19 protein-coding genes are annotated in these 18,655 nt (G+C 33.9%); 17 read left to right on the top strand and 2 right to left on the bottom strand.

Annotated elements, in window-relative coordinates; all coding sequences use genetic code 11:
* The 12 genes from RUH95_RS08405 to RUH95_RS08350 all read left to right on the top strand — a co-directional run bounded on the left by RUH95_RS08405 (position 1) and on the right by RUH95_RS08350 (position 10,128).
* Entirely contained in the window at positions 1-879 is an 879-nt protein-coding gene (locus RUH95_RS08405) for an ABC transporter ATP-binding protein (RefSeq protein WP_313892407.1), read from the top strand.
* Positions 876-2,135: a hypothetical protein gene (locus tag RUH95_RS08400; protein ID WP_313892406.1), complete on the top strand. Its 1,260-nt coding sequence runs from the start codon at positions 876-878 to the stop codon at positions 2,133-2,135. Before RUH95_RS08405 ends, RUH95_RS08400 begins: the two co-directional genes overlap by 4 nt.
* A gap of 10 nt (positions 2,136-2,145) precedes the next feature.
* Complete coding sequence (locus RUH95_RS08395) at positions 2,146-3,285, top strand: hypothetical protein (protein ID WP_313892405.1); 1,140 nt, start codon at positions 2,146-2,148, stop codon at positions 3,283-3,285.
* Positions 3,286-3,410: 125 nt separating this feature from the next.
* Entirely contained in the window at positions 3,411-3,932 is a 522-nt protein-coding gene (locus RUH95_RS08390; RefSeq protein ID WP_313892404.1) for a P-loop nucleotide/nucleoside kinase family protein, read from the top strand.
* A gap of 194 nt (positions 3,933-4,126) precedes the next feature.
* Complete coding sequence (locus tag RUH95_RS08385) at positions 4,127-4,327, top strand: exonuclease/endonuclease/phosphatase family protein (protein ID WP_313892403.1); 201 nt, start codon at positions 4,127-4,129, stop codon at positions 4,325-4,327.
* Positions 4,328-4,489: 162 nt separating this feature from the next.
* Positions 4,490-4,726, top strand: coding sequence for an exonuclease/endonuclease/phosphatase family protein (locus RUH95_RS08380; protein ID WP_313892402.1), 237 nt, complete (start codon positions 4,490-4,492; stop codon positions 4,724-4,726).
* A 127-nt stretch (positions 4,727-4,853) separates the two neighbouring features.
* Positions 4,854-5,648, top strand: coding sequence for a DUF4097 family beta strand repeat-containing protein (locus RUH95_RS08375; RefSeq protein WP_313892401.1), 795 nt, complete (start codon positions 4,854-4,856; stop codon positions 5,646-5,648).
* 203 nt (positions 5,649-5,851) lie between these two features.
* Positions 5,852-6,661 carry a YitT family protein gene (locus RUH95_RS08370; protein ID WP_313892400.1) on the top strand — a complete coding sequence of 270 codons (810 nt, stop codon included), beginning with the start codon at positions 5,852-5,854 and terminating at the stop codon, positions 6,659-6,661.
* A 63-nt stretch (positions 6,662-6,724) separates the two neighbouring features.
* Entirely contained in the window at positions 6,725-7,621 is an 897-nt protein-coding gene (locus RUH95_RS08365) for an aminoglycoside phosphotransferase family protein (RefSeq protein WP_313892399.1), read from the top strand.
* Between the two features lie 382 nt (positions 7,622-8,003).
* Entirely contained in the window at positions 8,004-8,576 is a 573-nt protein-coding gene (locus RUH95_RS08360; protein ID WP_313892398.1) for a GNAT family N-acetyltransferase, read from the top strand.
* Between the two features lie 296 nt (positions 8,577-8,872).
* Entirely contained in the window at positions 8,873-9,835 is a 963-nt protein-coding gene (locus RUH95_RS08355; protein ID WP_397469489.1) for a tyrosine-type recombinase/integrase, read from the top strand.
* A 104-nt stretch (positions 9,836-9,939) separates the two neighbouring features.
* A complete protein-coding gene (locus RUH95_RS08350) occupies positions 9,940-10,128 on the top strand; it encodes a hypothetical protein (RefSeq protein ID WP_313892396.1) in 189 nt (62 codons plus the stop codon).
* Between the two features lie 69 nt (positions 10,129-10,197).
* Here the strand turns inward: RUH95_RS08350 and RUH95_RS08345 are convergent, their stop codons facing one another.
* Entirely contained in the window at positions 10,198-10,959 is a 762-nt protein-coding gene (locus RUH95_RS08345; RefSeq protein ID WP_313892395.1) for a hypothetical protein, read from the bottom strand.
* A gap of 484 nt (positions 10,960-11,443) precedes the next feature.
* Here RUH95_RS08345 and RUH95_RS08340 point away from each other — a divergent pair, with 484 nt between their 5' ends.
* The 4 genes from RUH95_RS08340 (at position 11,444) to RUH95_RS08325 (ending at position 17,115) form a co-directional block, all read left to right on the top strand.
* Entirely contained in the window at positions 11,444-11,770 is a 327-nt protein-coding gene (locus RUH95_RS08340) for an ArsR/SmtB family transcription factor (protein WP_313892394.1), read from the top strand.
* Positions 11,767-12,183, top strand: a complete 417-nt coding sequence (locus RUH95_RS08335; protein WP_313892393.1) for an SRPBCC family protein — start codon at positions 11,767-11,769, stop codon at positions 12,181-12,183. The genes RUH95_RS08340 and RUH95_RS08335 overlap by 4 nt, the downstream gene beginning before the upstream one ends.
* A gap of 101 nt (positions 12,184-12,284) precedes the next feature.
* Positions 12,285-15,455 carry an ATP-binding cassette domain-containing protein gene (locus tag RUH95_RS08330; RefSeq protein WP_313892392.1) on the top strand — a complete coding sequence of 1,057 codons (3,171 nt, stop codon included), beginning with the start codon at positions 12,285-12,287 and terminating at the stop codon, positions 15,453-15,455.
* 394 nt (positions 15,456-15,849) lie between these two features.
* Positions 15,850-17,115 (top strand): hypothetical protein, encoded by a 1,266-nt coding sequence (locus tag RUH95_RS08325; RefSeq protein ID WP_313892391.1) that lies wholly within the window; start codon positions 15,850-15,852, stop codon positions 17,113-17,115.
* Between the two features lie 158 nt (positions 17,116-17,273).
* Here the strand turns inward: RUH95_RS08325 and RUH95_RS08320 are convergent, their stop codons facing one another.
* The gene (locus RUH95_RS08320) at positions 17,274-17,969 is read right to left on the bottom strand and encodes a class I SAM-dependent methyltransferase (protein WP_313892390.1); all 696 of its coding nucleotides are present in this window, start codon (positions 17,967-17,969) and stop codon (positions 17,274-17,276) included.
* Positions 17,970-18,072: 103 nt separating this feature from the next.
* Between RUH95_RS08320 and RUH95_RS08315 the strand changes: the two genes are divergently transcribed.
* Entirely contained in the window at positions 18,073-18,621 is a 549-nt protein-coding gene (locus RUH95_RS08315) for a GNAT family N-acetyltransferase (RefSeq protein WP_313892389.1), read from the top strand.
* Positions 18,622-18,655 lie beyond the last annotated feature (34 nt).

Genomic DNA, 18,655 nt, shown 5'->3' with positions numbered 1-18,655 from the left:
ATGCTCGCTGTAAAAAATGTAACGAAAAAATATGGTGATTTTTTAGCTCTCGATACAATTGATTTAGAGTTTACAAATGGACTTTATGGTCTGCTTGCTCCAAATGGTGCGGGTAAAACAACACTTATCAAAATGCTAACAACACTAATCTTTCCGACAAAAGGAGAAATTTTGTATAATGGAAAAAATATACTCGCAATGGATGACTCATACCGAACACTTTTAGGTTATTTACCACAGCAGTTTGGTTACTATAAAAACTACTCACCAAAGGAATATTTACTATATTTAGCTGCTTTAAAAGGGATAAGTAGAAAAGAAGCATTGCTGATAATTGAGGATTTATTACAAGAAGTTGCGCTTAGTGACGTAGCTACTAAAAAAATGCGTAAGTTTTCAGGTGGGATGATTCAGCGAGTGGGAATAGCGCAGTCATTACTTAATAACCCAGAGATTCTCATCTTGGATGAGCCAACTGCTGGGTTAGATCCGAAAGAGCGAGCTCGCTTTCGCCATTTATTATCAGACCTTGCTAGAGAACGACTCGTAATTGTGTCGACGCATATTGTCTCTGATATAGAATCGATTGCGAATAAAGTGATAATGATTAAAAATAAACAACTTTTGTATAACGAAAGTGTGGGAAATATTTGTGCAACACTAGATGGGTCTGTATACGAAGCATCTATACATTATGAGGAGTTAGAATCCTTTCGAAAACAATATACATTGCTTTCCGAAAAACAGGAAGATGGCAAAATGATTATTCGTTTTATCCATAAAGGAAATGCAGGATCGAACTGGACGGTGATGCAGCCACAATTAGAAGATGTGTTTCTATATGAGTACCGAGACAATGAGGAAGGCGAAGTACGATGAGTAAGCAAATTGTTTGGCATGAATGCCAAAAAGTGTGGAAGTCGCCGATATTTTTATTGTTACTATTCGTTTTTTCGGTTTTTGATTTTTTTCTTATTATCAATAATAGCTATATGAAAGAAGAGCTAAAAATAGCTAATGAACTAGCGGAAACATATGGTTTACAAATTACAGAGGAGTCATTACAGCTATTTGAACAAGCTCTTCAAAAAGACAGGGAACAGCTGGTAGCAATTACTGGAAAGAAATTTTCTAGTGTAAGTGAGTTTTTTGAACAAACGACTTGGGAAGATTTCGATAGCTACAGTGAAGTGGATAAGTCACTTTTTCGTGAGTTAGAACTAAAAGAAATGTATTTTCAAATGGCACAAAGTATTGACGTTTATTACGATAGCTTAAAGATAGATAGTTTAGCTGAAGATACGATACGTATGTACGGATTAAGCGGCAAACCGGCTGAGATGATTCGAAATGAATACATAAAATTATCAGATCGTTTCGAGGAAATAAAAATATCAGAAGAGCATAAGCAATGGGCATTTGCTGGAGCTCCTTATAAAATGCATAGTTTTTTATTTAGAAATATTTTTGGTGCACTTGTATTCCAAGCACTTGTTTTGGTCGTATTAACAACAGCATTTATTACAAACTATGAAGTTGAACATAAAACACATCTTCTTAGTTTTTCTACTAGAAGAGGAAGAGCATTTATGAAAGATAAGCTAATTGCATCGCTTATTATGTCACTACTCATGTGTCTTGTATTATTCGGAGTTACACTTGCCTGTTACTTTAGTGTTTTTTCATATACTGGTTTATGGGATAGCCCAATTAGCAGTGCTTTTAATTGGGAATATACACTACCTTATATAACTTGGCGGAATATTCCATTCATACAATTTTTACTGCTTGTTACTTTGCTTTTAATGGGCTGTATGCTTCTTTTTACATTAGTTGTATTCACTATTTCAGTTATTGTAAAAAATAGTTATTTCACGTTTTTTATCTTTGCTATCTTTTTTGCTCTAGGATATTTAGCTAGTGGTTTTATGCCAACTAATTCCATTTTTATAATATTTGCTTCGTTTAACTTATCGGTTATCGTCATGAATCCACATATGCTCTTTAGTGGACAAAATGGGCTAGGTACGATGTTTCATAATTATGAAGTTATCACAATTGTTATTTGGGCGTTTATTGTAACTGTTACAAGTATGCTCGCTTATAAATATTTTCAAAAACAAAGTATTCAGTAGGGGGCATAACATGCAAATATTATGGAATGAACTAAAAAAAATTATGACATGGAAGATATTTGTTTTACTATTTATCGTAAATGCCATTATGTATTATATGTTCATTCAATTTGACATTGAGCACTTTCCAAATGGAAGACCGGCATTAGACTCCTATAATATAGGAATTGAGATGATAGAAAAATACGGTACACATATGGATGAATTTGAATTCGCAGATTTTAAGAAAACATATGACATGCAAGTAGAGGAAATAAACGAGTTTTTGCAAACAAGAAGTGATTTTGTAGAAGCTGGAATGGAAACATATACAGAGTTAAGGAATTTCGATAGAGAAAATGAAGAACTATCTGCACTTTATAGCAATTTACTTTTTGTAGAAAATAATGATCTAGTATGGGAGCTACAGGAGAGAGAAAGGCTTATCGGTTTTTATGAAAGGAAGGAAGAAATACTAGGAAATTATTTAAAGAATGCTGAGCCTTGGCAAAAAGAACGTTATTTTGAGATGGTTGAGAAAGGATTGTACCAAGTTTATTCTGAAGTAGTTATTTCCAATTTTAAAACATTTATTTTATCTGTTGCTATTACAATCGTTATTAGTGTTGTCATTTTTATTTCTCCAATATTTTTAAAGGATAGAATGGTGCAGTTGCACTTCATACAGTATGCGTCCAAAAAAGGGCGTAGTTTGTATAAGACGAAAGTGCTTGCAGGCTTTATTTCTACATTATTACTTATCACAACATTATTAATCGTCTATTTGAGTTTTTATTCATTAAATAACACTTCTATGTATTTTGGCGTACCAGTACATATGTTTATCAGTGGTTTTAATTGGTATGACCCGACATTTGGACAGTTTATCGTCTTAAATATCGTGGCCATTTATGTGCTAGGTTTAATAATGGCGTTACTAGCAATGGTATTTTCAAGTGTTGTACCTAATTATATTGTGCTCATAGGTGTACAAATACCAATTATTGTTGGGGTAATTGGTTATGGATTACTATATTTAATAACTAATATTATCGCAATTTGGATTCCACAATCGGTTGCACCGACTGCGTATACTTCCACGTTACTAATAGGTATTGGTTTACTAATGTATATGTGGAAGCGAGAGAAAAATAGAAACATTTTAGAATAAGCATATATGCTAGGCCTGATTTTGAAGGTCTAGTATTTTTTTGTATTATTTTCAAAATAAACGATTAGTTTTCGTGTAAGATGATAATATAGAATATTTTGATTTTATAGGAGCGATTATGACTAATGACGAGAAAAGTTTTTATTATTTCTGGCCCAGCAGGTGTTGGAAAATCAACTACATCAAAAATACTGGCGCAACAACTTGTAAAAAGTGCCCATATATCAGGAGATACGATTAGTTATATGCCCGTTTCAGGATATGAAAAGCCTTGGCTATCCGAACAAGCAAAAGACCTAGTTTGGAATAACATTGTCTCTTTAAGTAATAATTTTTTAGACGCTGGTTATGATGTCATTATTGATTGGGTTGCCTTTTGGGAAGATGTTCAATCATACGCAACGGAGTGGATTGTACAAGGAATTGAAGTTAAGTATGTCATTTTATGGGCAGATGCAGATATTCACGTTAGTCGTGATCTTCAAAGAGCAGCTAGTATACAAATGGGGGAAAGGGTTCTAATACTTCGAGATGAGTTTCTTTCATCAGGTGCTCCAGCACAATATTTTCTCGATAATTCTAGTGATAATCCAGAAAACATTTTTATTAAAATAGTTGAAGACCCACAGTTTTTATTGTTCGATTAGGAGAAAGTGGTGGAATAGAATGCGAATTGCTACTTATAACATTTGGAATAAGAACATACTATGCTTGGAACGATTACATGCTATTTGTGAAGAAATCAAACATATTAATCCTGACATTCTAGCAATGTAAGAAGTGAAAACATTTATTGAAGGAAAAATGAAATCTATGTTGCACAGCATATAGCGGCGCAAACTTGCTATCCTTATTGTATTTTAAAGAGTATCCTGATTCTCCAGATGAAGGGCTAGCTATTTTAAGTAAATTTCCTCTTTGCTCAGATGATACTGTTTGGCATAAAGAAACAGAGGAGTCTAATTACTGTGCAATTCGAATTACATTTAAATACGGTAATCGAGAATTTGGGCTTACGAATGCCCACTTTAATAGGAAATAAATATCCATAAGAGAAGAACAATTAAGAACAGTACATGAGTGGATTTTTGAAGATAATAAACTGAAACCAATTGAAATTCTTTGTGGCGATTTTAACGATTACCCTGGCTCAGCAATTCATCAATATTTAACAAATATTTTTTGGTTAGAGGTCGTACAGTATATGGAGGCAGAGAAATCTATAAAACCACAGCCAAAACTTGATTATATTAATAATCCCTATTTAAAGAATGATTCTGATATAAAGAATCCGGCTCGCTATGATTGGATTTTAATACATAAAAATGAGGTTATTGACTTACCGGTCATTAAAAATGTGCAGGTTTTCGGGGATATACCAGTTGCTCAAACAAAAATATTGCCTAGCGATCATTATGGTGTACTAATGGATTTTACATAAGTGACATGGAATTATACGTCTCAAGACTTAGATGAAGTCACTCCTCCAGACCATTTGAATAATGTTTAAGTCCTTTATAATAAAATATATAGAGTGAGTAAGAAATACGATAAATGGAGGGTGAAAGATGAATTTGAAGAAAATTGCTATTATAGGTTTTTTTGTATTATTAGCAGGAGCAGCAATTAGTATTGTAATGAATGTAAAAGACACATTGGTGAATAAGTCGGATGAACTAACGGTGAAAGAAAGCTATACAAATATAGATATACAGTCCGATAATGCGTCTGTGGAAATTATACCGACAAAAAATAATCATACCGAAGTTAAATTTTCAGGAAAAATGAAACAAAAATCGAAGTATCTTTTTAATGTTGATGTTAAAGGGGATACATTATACGTTGAATTGAAAGAAAAGGACTGGCGCTTTATCCAATTTGGATTTACTTCATTAGATATTAAACTAATCGTCTATGTTCCAGAAAAAGAATACGAAGAGCTTAGAACAGAAATAAACAACGGACGAATTATTGCAGAAGGACTCCAAGTGGAAGATGTGAATTTGGGAACGGATAATGGTTCAATTGAATTGAAAAATGTTCAAGCGCAAACAGTAAGCGTCGAAACTGACAACGGTCAAATCCTTATGGATGAAGTTGGTGGTGAAATAAATGCCAAAACCGACAATGGTCGAATACTATTAACTACAAGCAACCTAGAGAGATTTATAAATTTAAAGACAGATAACGGCTTGATTGAAATCCAAACGGATAAAGAGCCTTCTAATGTAACTATTCACGCAAAAGTTGACCTAGGAAAAATTGATGTGTTTGGTAGTTCAAATAAACAAACTATATTTGGAAATGGAACGAACTTGATTAAATTAGAAACGGATAATGGGAAAATATCTGTAAGTAAATAATAAGTGCCCGACCGATTGATGCACCTGCGTTAATCGGTCGTTTTATGGTTGACTTGCATATAAATTCCTGTTAAGTTATGTACTATGTATAAAGTCTAAGAAGAGAAAAAACCTTGTGATAAGTTTGTCCGCTTCACAAGTAAAACTCGTCCTTTTATAGGGCGATTTTTTTTTATGAATAGTAACGAAGGAGCTTTAAATGTATGAAAAATTTAATTGTTGTTGTTGGATCTCTTATTATTGCCTTTGCTTTTAATTCTTTTTTAGTCCCATATGATATATTAAGTAGTGGGATAAGTGGTCTGGCTATTTTGCTTGGAATTATAACACCATTTAACACAGGGGTATTAAATCTTTTGCTTAATTTACCATTACTAGTTTTGGGCTATTTCAAATTAGGCAAAACGATTACTATTAATACACTTATTTGTGTAGCCTCGCTTTCTTTGGGTTTATTTATCATTCCGGCAGTACCTATTACCGACAATATCCTTCTATCTACTATTTTTGGTGGAATAACTGGTGGTATTGGAGTAGGATTAATTTTAAAGTACTCTGGTACTTCAGGTGGATTAGATATTATTGCTATCATTATTTCAAGATCAAGTACGATGAGTGTTGGGCTACTTCTAACTGCTATGAATGGAGTAATTGTTCTTATAGCAGGCGCAGTTTTTGACTGGGAAATTGCATTATATACGCTATTATCTATTTACTTAACAGGTAAAATGATTGACACAATTTACAAAAACCATGACAAATTAACGATGCAAATTGTGACGACTAATGGAGAAGCAATACGTCAAGAATTATTGGAGTCTATTTACCGTGGTGTCACGATTACTGATGGGTATGGCGGGTATACGCTGGAAAAGAAACAAATTTTAATGACCGTTGTGACACGCTTTGAAACAATACAAATTAAAGAAATTGTACAAAAGCATGATGAGAAAGCCTTCATTAATATTTATGAAACAGTAGAAGTTGTTGGCGAATTCGCTAAAAATCACTAAATAGCTGATGATTCTAGTTTTTTAGGATCATCGGCTATTTTTCTAATAAGGAGTGGAACATGCATGAACTATCCAATTTCATTTGAAAATAAAATCATTGGCACTTTTGGCGAAGAAGGAAAAGTATGGTTAAACAAATTAGAATCTATTATCCAATTTTATTTAAATAAATGGGAGTTAGAGTTAATAAGTCCAGTGGAAAATTTGTCGTACAATTATATTCTCCAAGTAAAAGATGCTGCAGGAACTCCTGCGATATTGAAGTTGGGTATTGCAGGTGACAGTGCTGAAAATGAAATTCGAACTTTGCATTTATACGATGGAAATGGCTGTGTGAAGTTACTAAAAGAAGATGCAAAAGGCGGAGCAATGCTATTAGAGCATTTACTTCCTGGAACAATGTTAGTAGTGGAAAAAGATGAGAAGCTAGCTGTGAAACATTTTGCACAGGTTTGGAAGAAGACTAGAAGACCCGCTCCTCCAAATTCGACCAATCCATCAATCGCCGAATGGATAAAAGCTTTTGAACTTCGTACTAGTATTATTTCCTCGCAACATATTCAACAGGCAAAAGCATATTTTACAGAAATAATGAATGCATCCACTGGAGAAGAATTATTGCACGGGGACTTACATCACGAGAATATATTATATGATCATACAGGTGGATGGATAGCAATTGATCCAAAAGGTGTTATTGGTGACCGATACTTTGATGTGATTGCATTTTTAACGAATCAGCTTTTCCATAAAGAAAATCCCAAAGAAGCGCTGCAAAAAAGAGTAGATTTGCTATGTGAAGCACTTGAGTTTGATAAAGAACGCTTATTGAAGGCAGGGTTTGTTATGTCGATATTATTTACATGTTGGGGAATAGAGGATAATGATTCTATTTGGAGAAATACATATACATGTGCGAAATGGTTTGAAGAGTTGATAAATAACATAGATTATAACTAAAAAATAGAACGAATGTGTGGAGTTGTTGAAGGGTAATAGAATAGGTTGCTCAAGGGTGGTTGGCTCACTCCCATTAGAAAGGGGGTGGTGCCGGTGACAGTATTTGAAGCATTAATTTGCAATAGCATTTGCAGCATTAATCGTGTCAATTCTTTCATTTAACCATAAAAAATAACCCATCCTTGAGTTTACGCTTGATGGGTTATCCTAACCTAGTGCCAATCCCCTTATAGGGAACCAACTATTATTTACTGACCGTTCAATGCTTCAACATCGAGCGGTCTTTTTTATTATTTTTCATTTTTGAATTCATTATACGTCTGAACAGAGAAGTTGACAACTAATTTGAACAATATACATCAATTTTAGGAGGTTTACAAAGATGCTAGAATTATTACAATATCCTCAACAAAATAACTCAGAACAATTAAGACAGCAAATAATTACATTGCAATGTTTAGAATGGCCAGCAGCACCTAGACAACAGATTGAAACTATTACTTGGCCAGACAACGACACGCATAAGACTTCTTATGTATTTGTAGATAATAATAAAGCAATAGCTCATATTGCCATTGTTGGAAAAACGATTGTTCAAAATGGGATAGAATATAAGTCATTTGGGTTAAGTGAAGTTGTTACACATCCAGAGTACAGAGGAAAAGGTATTGGAAGAAAATTACTTAAGGTAGTTGCTGATTATATGGAGGAAAATATGCCAGATGTCAGTTTGTTCACTTGTAAACCAGATTTAGTTCCTTTTTATGAAAAAGGAGGATGGCATTTGTACGGAGGGAGTTGCCTCGTTGGAGGAACCAGGAAAAAACCTCTTAGAAGTGATGACCTTCAACTTGTAACAATGATGAAATTTCATTCAACAAAAGCAAATAAAAATAAACAGGATTTTTTGCATACAGATATATATCTTGAACTACAAGAGAATAAGTTATGGTGATTGCCTCACATATCCTTTTACAGGGAAATGTGAGTTTTTTTCGTCTAATATAAAATTGAATTTAGAAGCGAGTTACGTACATTGAGTCGCGAAAAATATTTTAAAAGCTTCTCAGAGGCTCTCAGAAGCACACCAATTTAAACGTTATAAGGAAATATTAGTAATTAAAAATTGGGGGAGAAAGTAATAAAAATTCGATTTCTTATGAAAAAACGACTATTATTTAAATAAGGTTCCCAAATACATATTTGGGAACTTTATTTTGTGATAAACTAGGAGTATAAGAGGTGGGGAAGTTGAAAAGAGAAATACCGAAAATTTTAAAGGATTTTTTAGTTTATTTAACAACAATCAAAGGAAAATCGATTAGAACTCGAAAAGAGTACGAATACGATATCACTTTGTTTTTTAAGTTTTTAAAATTGATGGAAGAAGATATAGAGCTATCAAAAATACATAACGTGAATATTAAAGAAATAACAATTGATTGGATCAGGGAAATATCATTGGAAGACATTTACTTATTTATGGAGTATTGTGAGGTACAGCGACAAAACAGCGCAGCATCTCGCGCTAGAAAAGCTGCTACGCTAAAATCCTTTTTTAAGTATTTAAAAGGGAAAAGAAAACTAATAGAAGATAATCCTGCGGATGAACTAGAAACGCCAAAGATTGGGAAGAAAAAGCCTATTTATATGAATCTCGAGGAAGCGGAGATATTTATTACGGGCATTAAAAGAAGTAACCACTATTACCGTAATTACAGCATTATCATGTTCTTTTTGAATTTAGGGCTCCGAGTATCGGAAGTATGCAGTTTGAATTTAACATCGATCCAAGACAATATATTACGAATTGTTGGGAAAGGCGATAAAGAACGGACGGTTTTCTTGAACAACGCTTGCACCGAATCTCTTCGGATCTATATGGAGAAAGAACGCCATTTGATACAAGGAGCAAATACAAATGAAGCCCTATTTTTATCGCAAAAAGGCACTAGGTTAACGCGACAAACGGTAGCAAAGATTGTGAAGCAGATTAACCAGAACTCTGGTTTAAATAAAGAAAGTATAACACCACATAAGCTTAGACATACTTCCGCGACCATTATGTATAAAAACGGGGCAGATATTAGAAGTTTGCAGCATATTCTAGGCCATACAAGTGTTTCAACTACACAAATTTATACGCATGTGGAAGACAAAGAAATTCAAAATGTTATTGAGAACAATCCATTCAATCAATTAAGTAAAATATAATATTATTATGTAAACTAAATATTTTTAAAAAATTGAATAACAAATAGAAGAAGATGAATATAATATCATATACAATACTGCGCAAGCCGAAAAGAGGAGAAAAATTGAAAATATCTGATATTTATAAAAGGTTATTAAATGGGGAAAAATTCAAAGGAGTCAGGGATATAAACCCGGAGCGGCTACCAGTTAAAAACCCTGCTGATTTAGTTGGATCATCTCCAATTATGCAGAAAATGGCTAAAAAACACTCCAAAAATTTAAAGTTAAACAATAAAAAATACCCGCTATGAACAAGCGGGTATAATAAATTATTCGGTTTATGGTTTTTCATTCTTCTCTCTGAATCAACATAGAGTTTCTTACGATTCGCTTTGATCTTCTATATTCGTCAAAGCCACCATATATTCGATGTTTTCTATATTTTTAGCGATCGTTCTATGCAGGAGTTCGAATAAATATTTGTCCAAAATATCAAAAGAATACGTGTAGCTTTCGATTACTGTAACGTAATCATAGTGATTATAACTATAATAGAAAACTAAATAGTTTTTCTTCAATATATTGTTTTCATCAATTTTATTATAGATAACCGCATCTCCAGTTTCCATCGATTCACCAATTAAATCAGATAATTTTTCTAGGGCCTCATTATTATTTACTTCAAAAGTAAATACTCCATTAATGGGGTGATTTTTGTATCCTATTTGCATTTCTTCTAAGAAATATTCTAATACTTTTTTGTAATCAACTGCTGATTGAAATAAAAATTCTAAAGTTCTACCAGAGGCATCATCACCTGTAAAATAGGCCATTAATTTTGCTTTGGTTCCACTAATTTCAACAGTTTCAATTGCAGCTTGTTCTATATTATCTACCTCAAATTCTAAATTTAAAAACTTAAATCTCTTCAACCGCTTAAAGGCAACAGGAATTGTTAAAAACAAAAGCACCCAGACAATTAATAGAAAAAGGCCTTGAAAGATGATTTGATGAAAATTCGATTCTACAAATGGTTTAATAATGATAGAAAATGCGGTTTCGTTGTTTGGATCCCCGTTAATAGCAGGGTTTTCATTTGTAACATCTGGTTGAAGAAATAACGATTTTGGGTTCTCTTTCACTGTGGAAATACCTAGTAGAAGGAAGGAGATAATCATCCAAGTCAAAATAAAGGAAATTCCTGTGGCATAGACATAAGGAAATATAAAATTTATCCATTGAAAAAATGTTCGTTTGTCTGCATTTCGGCCCAATTGCTCTATTTATCTCACCCCTTTTTTTGCCCCGTTGAATTCCCACATATATTATTTATTTTACTGAAAAACATATCTAAATATTCTAAAATATTATATATTTATAAAATTACATATTTAGGGATTAATGAGAAATAACTAAGTAAACATGACACTTAGGTTCAAATAATTATATTATGTAAACCTAAGTGTTCTTTAATTTATTGTGCAGATAATGGAATAGCTAGAGAACTTGACATGTCACCTTTTGGTGTCCTATAATAAATGAGACAACAAAAGGTGTCTTATTTGGTTATTAAATAGTTTAATCGATGGCATTACAGGAAATAATAATGAAAAGGTGGGGGGGATTTTGAACGTAGAAAGTCAAGTGAGGGATGTTTATGGCGCTGTTGCCGATCCAACAAGACGAAAACTACTTCAAATGCTGGCAGATGTTGAAGAATTACCCCTACATGAGCTAACGGTTCATTTTCAAATGGGTCGTACAGCTGTTTCGAAGCATTTAGCTATTCTTAAAGATGCTGATCTCGTAATTGCTCGTAAAGTTGGCAGAGAAACAAGATATCGACTAAATGCTGCCCCCTTAAGGGAAATTAAAGACTGGGTATCTTATTACGAAGGTTTTTGGAAAGAAAGAATTGTTAAACTAAATCTTTTATTGGAGGAAAAAAAATGAAACCAGATGTATCGTTAGATTTTCAATTTACAAGTTCAATCGAGCAGGTGTGGAATGCTTTAATAGATTCTGATACGCTTGCAAAATGGATATGGGACAATAATTTTAAACCGATTGTTGGCTATAAATTTCAGTTTCGTGCAGAGCCTTCTGAATGGTGGGACGGCATTGTAAACGGGGAAGTACTAGAAGTGGACGAGCTTCAAAAATTATCTTACACTTGGGAAAGTGCCGGTGAAATAACTACTGTTACATGGACTTTGAGTAAAGATGCAGAAGGAACTATCCATTTACATCTCGATCAAACTGGATTTAGTGAAGCAACAAAAGCTCGTGAGGGTGCAATTGAGGGAGCTAAATATGGTTGGACTAGTATGAGTGATAAGCTTGAAAAAGTGTTAGCAGAGCTGTAAAACGTTTTCTTCCACAATAGAGCGCAATTCCGTAACAAGAATTGTGCTCTTTCTTATTTATTCTGGCAATACTACATATATAGAATGGAGAGAACGTCTCGATGAAAATAAATCAATTAATAGCGAACAATATAAACAAATTAGATGCAGTATTACCAGTAGATAAATCGTTAGGAATTGCGGGTTTATCTGGATCGGGTAAAACGACTTTTTGCCAAACGATTGGGGAAGAATCCAAGAAGCGTCTCGTTTCTTTATTGCCAAAAGCTGAATATCAATATTTATTTCCTAATATTATGGAAACGAATTTCAGTGCGATTAAGATGGAAGAAATGCCTTTAGTGCTTTTTCTCGGAAAATCATCCATTTCTTCGAATCCACGTTCAACGATTGGCACCCATACAGGCGTATTTAAAGAGATTCGTGTGCGTCTTGCGGAAGAATTTAATCTTTCACCAGAAGTTTTTTCGTTTAATAATGAATTAGGTTGGTGCACTGCGTGTAAAGGGCGCGGCACGACGAAAAATATCGAATGTAAAAAATGTGAGGGCAAGCGTTATAATCCAGAGGTTGAGCAATATAAGACAAAATTATTGAATCAAGCCCATAGTATTTCCGATATCAACAACTTAAGTATTGAAGCGATTCTTTCCCTTAAAGAAGAATTACATATTAGTGAAGCAAAACAACATATTCTTCAAAATATCATCAATATGAATATTGGTTACTTATCATTAAATCGTATTATGGGCACTTTGTCAGGTGGAGAAATAACACGACTTTATTTGGCAGAATTTATGGCAACAAGTGAAAATACGGTTATTATTATTGATGAAATTTCAGTAGGTCTAGACCACCAAACGTTACTAAAGATTTTAGAAGAGATTAAACAATTGGGCTACAAAAATCAGATTTGGCTCATTGATCATTCTGACACGGTGCTTAACACATCGGAAGAGCAGTTATTCTTTGGACCTGGTAGTGGTAAATACGGCGGGAAAATTGTAGAAGAATCGCCACGTCCACAACCAATCACTTCGGAAAGAAACCTGGAAATACCAACAGAATATTATCATTTTAAAGATCTTTACTGCCGTAATATTCAAATGAAAGAAATTCAGATTCCTAAAAATAGAATTGTCACTTTTACGGGGGAATCTGGATGTGGGAAGTCTACACTTGTTAATGAGTGTATTGCGAAAGATTTTCAAAAACGCTATGCAAAAGATAAACTCGTAATAGTTGGACAAGATCGAAACCAATCGATTACTAGTCGGTCAACTGTAGCGACATTTCTTGATATTAAAAGGAAACTTACAAAATATAGTGAAGAGATCGATGATATTTTTCAGCGTTCGATAGAAGATATTATTGAAGAACTTCCAAATGAAGATATTGCTCATAAACGCTTAAGCTTATTGATCAAACTTGGACTTGGGTATTTGACGTTGGAAAGAAAAACGCAATCTTTATCTACTGGTGAATTTCAATGTGTTCATTTAGTTTCTGAGCTGTTTGCTAACTCAAGAAACCCGCACACGCTCTTTATTTTTGACGAGCCTTCCAAAGGTTTATCACAAAACATTTTAAATCAATTCATTGATAGTGTAAGGAGCATTTTGCAAGATGAATCTGTCTCCATTATGATGATTGAGCATAATGGGTATATGATAGACAACTCTGATTTTATCGTTGATTTTGGGGACAGGCAGATTGCACCGGTCGAGCATTTGGATGTAGTGAGTCATGATACGTATTATAGCAAGCAGAAGGGTCCAGAACAGGCTGCAGCCTTTCAAATTTCCTCTACACTAAATCAACCAAATGGCATTAATTACTTAACAGAAAATCATATTGCCTATTTTAAAAACGCAGAAAACGTTTATAAGGGTGGTATTTTAAAGAGCTTATCTTCCATGGCACGCTTAATTTATGGTGAATACGAAACGGACGTAATTGCACCAGTTATTGCGATAGACTTGGAACGCCATTTGTATAGTCAACATAGTTTTCTTTATGAACTTGGCGGCGTAATCAACCATATTGTAGCAGCACATCCGACGAATAAAGATACGCGAAGCTTCGATTTCTATCATCAAGACAATCATTGCCCATGCTGTTCGGGTCGTAGAGTGATTGAAAAGTTTGATTTTGATGTTGTTCTTCAGGATAAGACTGTACCATTTTGGGATGGCCAATTACATGCAGACGTAATGGAAGTTTTAAAATTTTATCAGTTCGCAAAACTGGAATTCCTCTTTGAAGAGATTAAAAATGAGCTAGGTCAAGATATAAGCAAGAGTTTTAATGATATGACGGATGCTGAAAAGCATACTTACTTATACGGGTATTGGGAGCAGTCTTTTTATGATAAAGAAGGTAAGACAAGAAGAACATGGGAAGGCTTTAATTTAATCATTGGACGCTATATATTTGTATCGAAATCGATTATTAAAGAGCAGATAAAAGAATCCAAAGAGTTAATTACATGTCCAGTATGCGAAGGAACCGTATTAAACCATCATAAAAAGCTGAAATTCGGCGATTCGGATATTCGTGAGATCATTAACCAACCACTCGATCAAGTAATAAAAACAGTTGGCAGCTTACAGCAACTAGAAAAATTAAAAGACATTGTCGGAGGCGATATGGTTTTAAGTGAAGACGTGTCTCTATTACCAAGAGAAACACAAGTCGCTTTGAAAATGTTTGAATTGGAGCAGGCTAGTTTTTCTCACTATGAAATGGTTTTACAAAATGTGCTGCCATTTTGGAACAACATTAGCAATAATATTGAATCGATTGGCGTTAATAACCGGATTACGATCTGTGATTTTGACAATATCAATGAAACGAGAGAAACGATCATTGATAAGTACTTCACGAATGGAAAATACAAAAAGCTGACGTATGTCTATGAAGCGTTAGGTTACAAAAAGATTGTTACACTCATTAATAAGGTTAGAAAAAGCCAGCCATGTCCATTCTGTAACGGAAAGAAAGCCATTACAGAAGATAATCTCCATGATGGTGTATTTAAACTGACGATCCCTTGTGTGACGTGTAACGAAACTGGTGTTAATAAGGAAGGACTGAAGGAAATCGTCGAAGGGATAGGTGTAGAAACATGGCTAACTGGCACAGTCAGTACTGCTGTTCCTGAAATCTTGAATATCGAGGCAATTGCGGATATTCCAATTTTCAACCGTATTCGTGAGTTGAATAAACGAGAAATGATGGCGGTTTACGCTTTCCTTGTGCAAAATAAATAAAAATGAATGACTGAAAAGCCGATCTTCTCTACGTTAATTTGAGGAGAGGATGGGCTTTTTTATTTGGAATCAGTATTTAGGTTTATATAATTATATTATGTAAACTTTAAATATCTTTTTTGTTAAAAATGCTTTTTCTACGAGTGCGAGAACATTCGTTCTTTTTTAGAAGTTAATCCATTTTGCAGCGCATAATAGCCATTTAATGCAAAAAAGCACATGAAAATAGGGATTAAATTAGGTTGAAATTCAAAATTGATGCTCAAATAATGCTCAATTTACGGAGTAGGGAACATTCGTTCTGTTCGTGGTTATCTTTTGATAAATCTGCTAGAGTGAAACTTTTTGATCCATAAACACGTAGACAAAGAGTATAAAGGACAAAGGTGATTAAATGGAGAATACTATTCAAACATGGACTGAAAAGCTAATTAACAAATTTGGTTTAGAAGATTATGAGATAAATCCGACTATCAGTAGAGAAATTTCATCTATTAAAACCACGGTATATACTCTTAATATGGAGTTTTTTCCGAATGGTACAATAGCAGAAGAGGATTCAAATCCACCAGGAACCATTTTGATAGAAGTAAATTTAACTTATGGCATACTGACAAGATTCTGTGTAGTAATGGAGGAGGATCTTCGAAAAAATCCTCCACTGCTGCCAAGTTCGGATTGGAAGACTATTACTGATTGGATTGAAGAACATACTACTTTAAAGTATAAGATTGACTTTCTTATGTTGAATGAGAAAAAGGATGAGAGTGGGACAGAGTATTTCTTTCATTCGGTTTTACATGAACGGAAAGTTTCTCCTGGAGGCTATATTGATATAAAAGTAGACAAGCAAGGCTGTATTATGAATTATTCATTATATGGCTTCTTTCACAACCTCCTACCAGAAATCACTGTTGAGCCGGCAACTGATCAATTGATTCAGGACATTGATAAAATAAAAGAAAAACAAGTTATCCTCTTTGGAATAATGAAAGATAAACAAATACAGCTTCTTTACGGAGTAGATGAAATATTTGTTGATGGGGAAATGGTTTTAGATGATGAAATTATACTGACTTGGAGTGAACAGGACTCTATTCTAGAAGTACCTCTAACTCATGGCCGTATACCGGATTTATGGAATGCGTTTTACAAATCTAAACTAATTTCAGAAGAGGAAATGAAAAAGAATATTCCTCATCCAGATAGTCTGGTAGTTACATTGGAGGAACAAAGTGAATTTTTGCAGGTAATCATTAATTATTTACGCGAACATCGACAAGCTGAAAGCGGAAATTGGAAAGTGGAGCAGATCGAGAGGCACAATGGACTTCTAGAAGCAACTGTTGTTCCAATTCGCGTATTAGATCGAATTACTGATAAAATGAAATTTACATACGATGTAAATGAGCATATTATTGTGTTGGTAATGGATAAACGTGAATTACTAGAACTAAGTGGAGTGATGGAATTACCTGTTCTCGATTTAGATGTGAAGATTTCAAATGAGGAAGCAGTAAAGCTTTTGGATAAAGATATTTATTTTAAACCGTATTATGTTTACGATGAAAAACGACATAGTATGAAAGCAAAGCAGATGATTGATTGTCATTATTTTGTGGATGCGTTAACAGGAGAAATAATTAGCGAATTGTATTAGATGTTGGTAACACTTTGGTGATTTTCGTTCCATAAGAAAAATAAAGCATGATTGAGAAGGAACCACCTTTTCAATCATTCTTTATTGAATATGTGGTTTTTCAGACATGGAGCAGTTAACTGAACTAACTAAAGAGAATCAAAAGGATTAAAGTCTCCTTATTTTCTCAATCGAACAATGATAATGACAGGATTCTCTTCACTACCATCAGATTCTTCATAAAATCCATCCATTACAAAACCGGCTTTCTGGCATATTCCGAAAAGGTCTTGCAATGAGCGATGATAATAATTTTGTAAAGCTGGTTGTCCTTTTATTGCTATGCCTTTATGTAAACAAGCAGTAGCATATGTATGATCAGGCTTAACAAAACAAGGGTGATGCGTCGAAAATACAAAGATTCCATCTTCACTTAACATCTCATAAACAGCTTGCATTAGGGGTTCAATATCGGAAATATCCATAATCGCCATATTCGCAACTGCTTTATTAAAGGGAATTTCTCGTTTGAGGAGCATCAACTGGTCATAATTCGTTGCATCACACACTTTGAATTCCACTTCACTTAAAAAATCTGCTCGTCGGCGTTTGGCATGGTAGATTAGTTTTTCACTATAATCAAAAGCTACAACTTTTGTGCCATTTTCTACAAGACGCTGTGAGAAATTGCCGTTACCGCAAGCAATATCGAGAACAAAATCACCTTGTTGTGTCTCAAGTAAGCTTTCAGTGCGTGGACGTACTATATTGCAATGAAAATAATTGGATTGATCACCCATTTTATCGTCCCAAAAATCTGCATTTGTTTCCCATGCGATTCTACTTTCCTCCGTTGTATCCTTAAAAGAACTCATATAAATGGCCTCCTATTAATTTTTAGATTATTTGCTATAATATAAAAGATATCTCAGTAATCAGCATAGAACTAGTAAAAAATTAGAAAAGCGGGGAATTCAAATGTTTACTTACAATATTGACGACAAAACAGCATTAAAAATGCTCGATTTACAGGACGCAGAAGCATTATTTACTTTGACGGTCGAGTCAAAAGAAACATTAAGAGAGTGGTTGCCATTTATTGATTACACAAAGTCAGTAGACGATACGAAAAACTTCATCCAGTCAACAATGAAACAATACAGTGAGAATAATGGTTTTCAAGCAGGTATATGGTATGACGGTAAAATTGCAGGTGTTATTGGCTTTCACAAAATTGATTGGAACAATAAATCCACAAGTATTGGCTATTGGCTAGGAAATGATTATGTTGGATTAGGATTAATGACGAAATCAGTTGAAGCCTTTGTTGATTATGCATTCAAAGAAATAAAGCTAAATAGAGTCGAAATTCGTGCAGCAGTAGAAAATAAGAAAAGTAGGGCTATACCTGAAAGGCTAGGATTTACGGAAGAAGGCTGTGTACGCCAAACCGAGTGGCTATATGATCATTATGTGGATCATATTGTTTATGGCATGCTTGCTGCTGATTGGAAGAGCAATAATTAGTAGACTAGGGTAAAATTACCTTAGTCTTTTTTAT

The sequence above is a fragment of the Psychrobacillus sp. genome (genome assembly GCF_032154225.1).
GTDB lineage: Bacteria > Bacillota > Bacilli > Bacillales_A > Planococcaceae > Psychrobacillus.
This window is presented reverse-complemented; position numbering and strand designations above follow the sequence as displayed.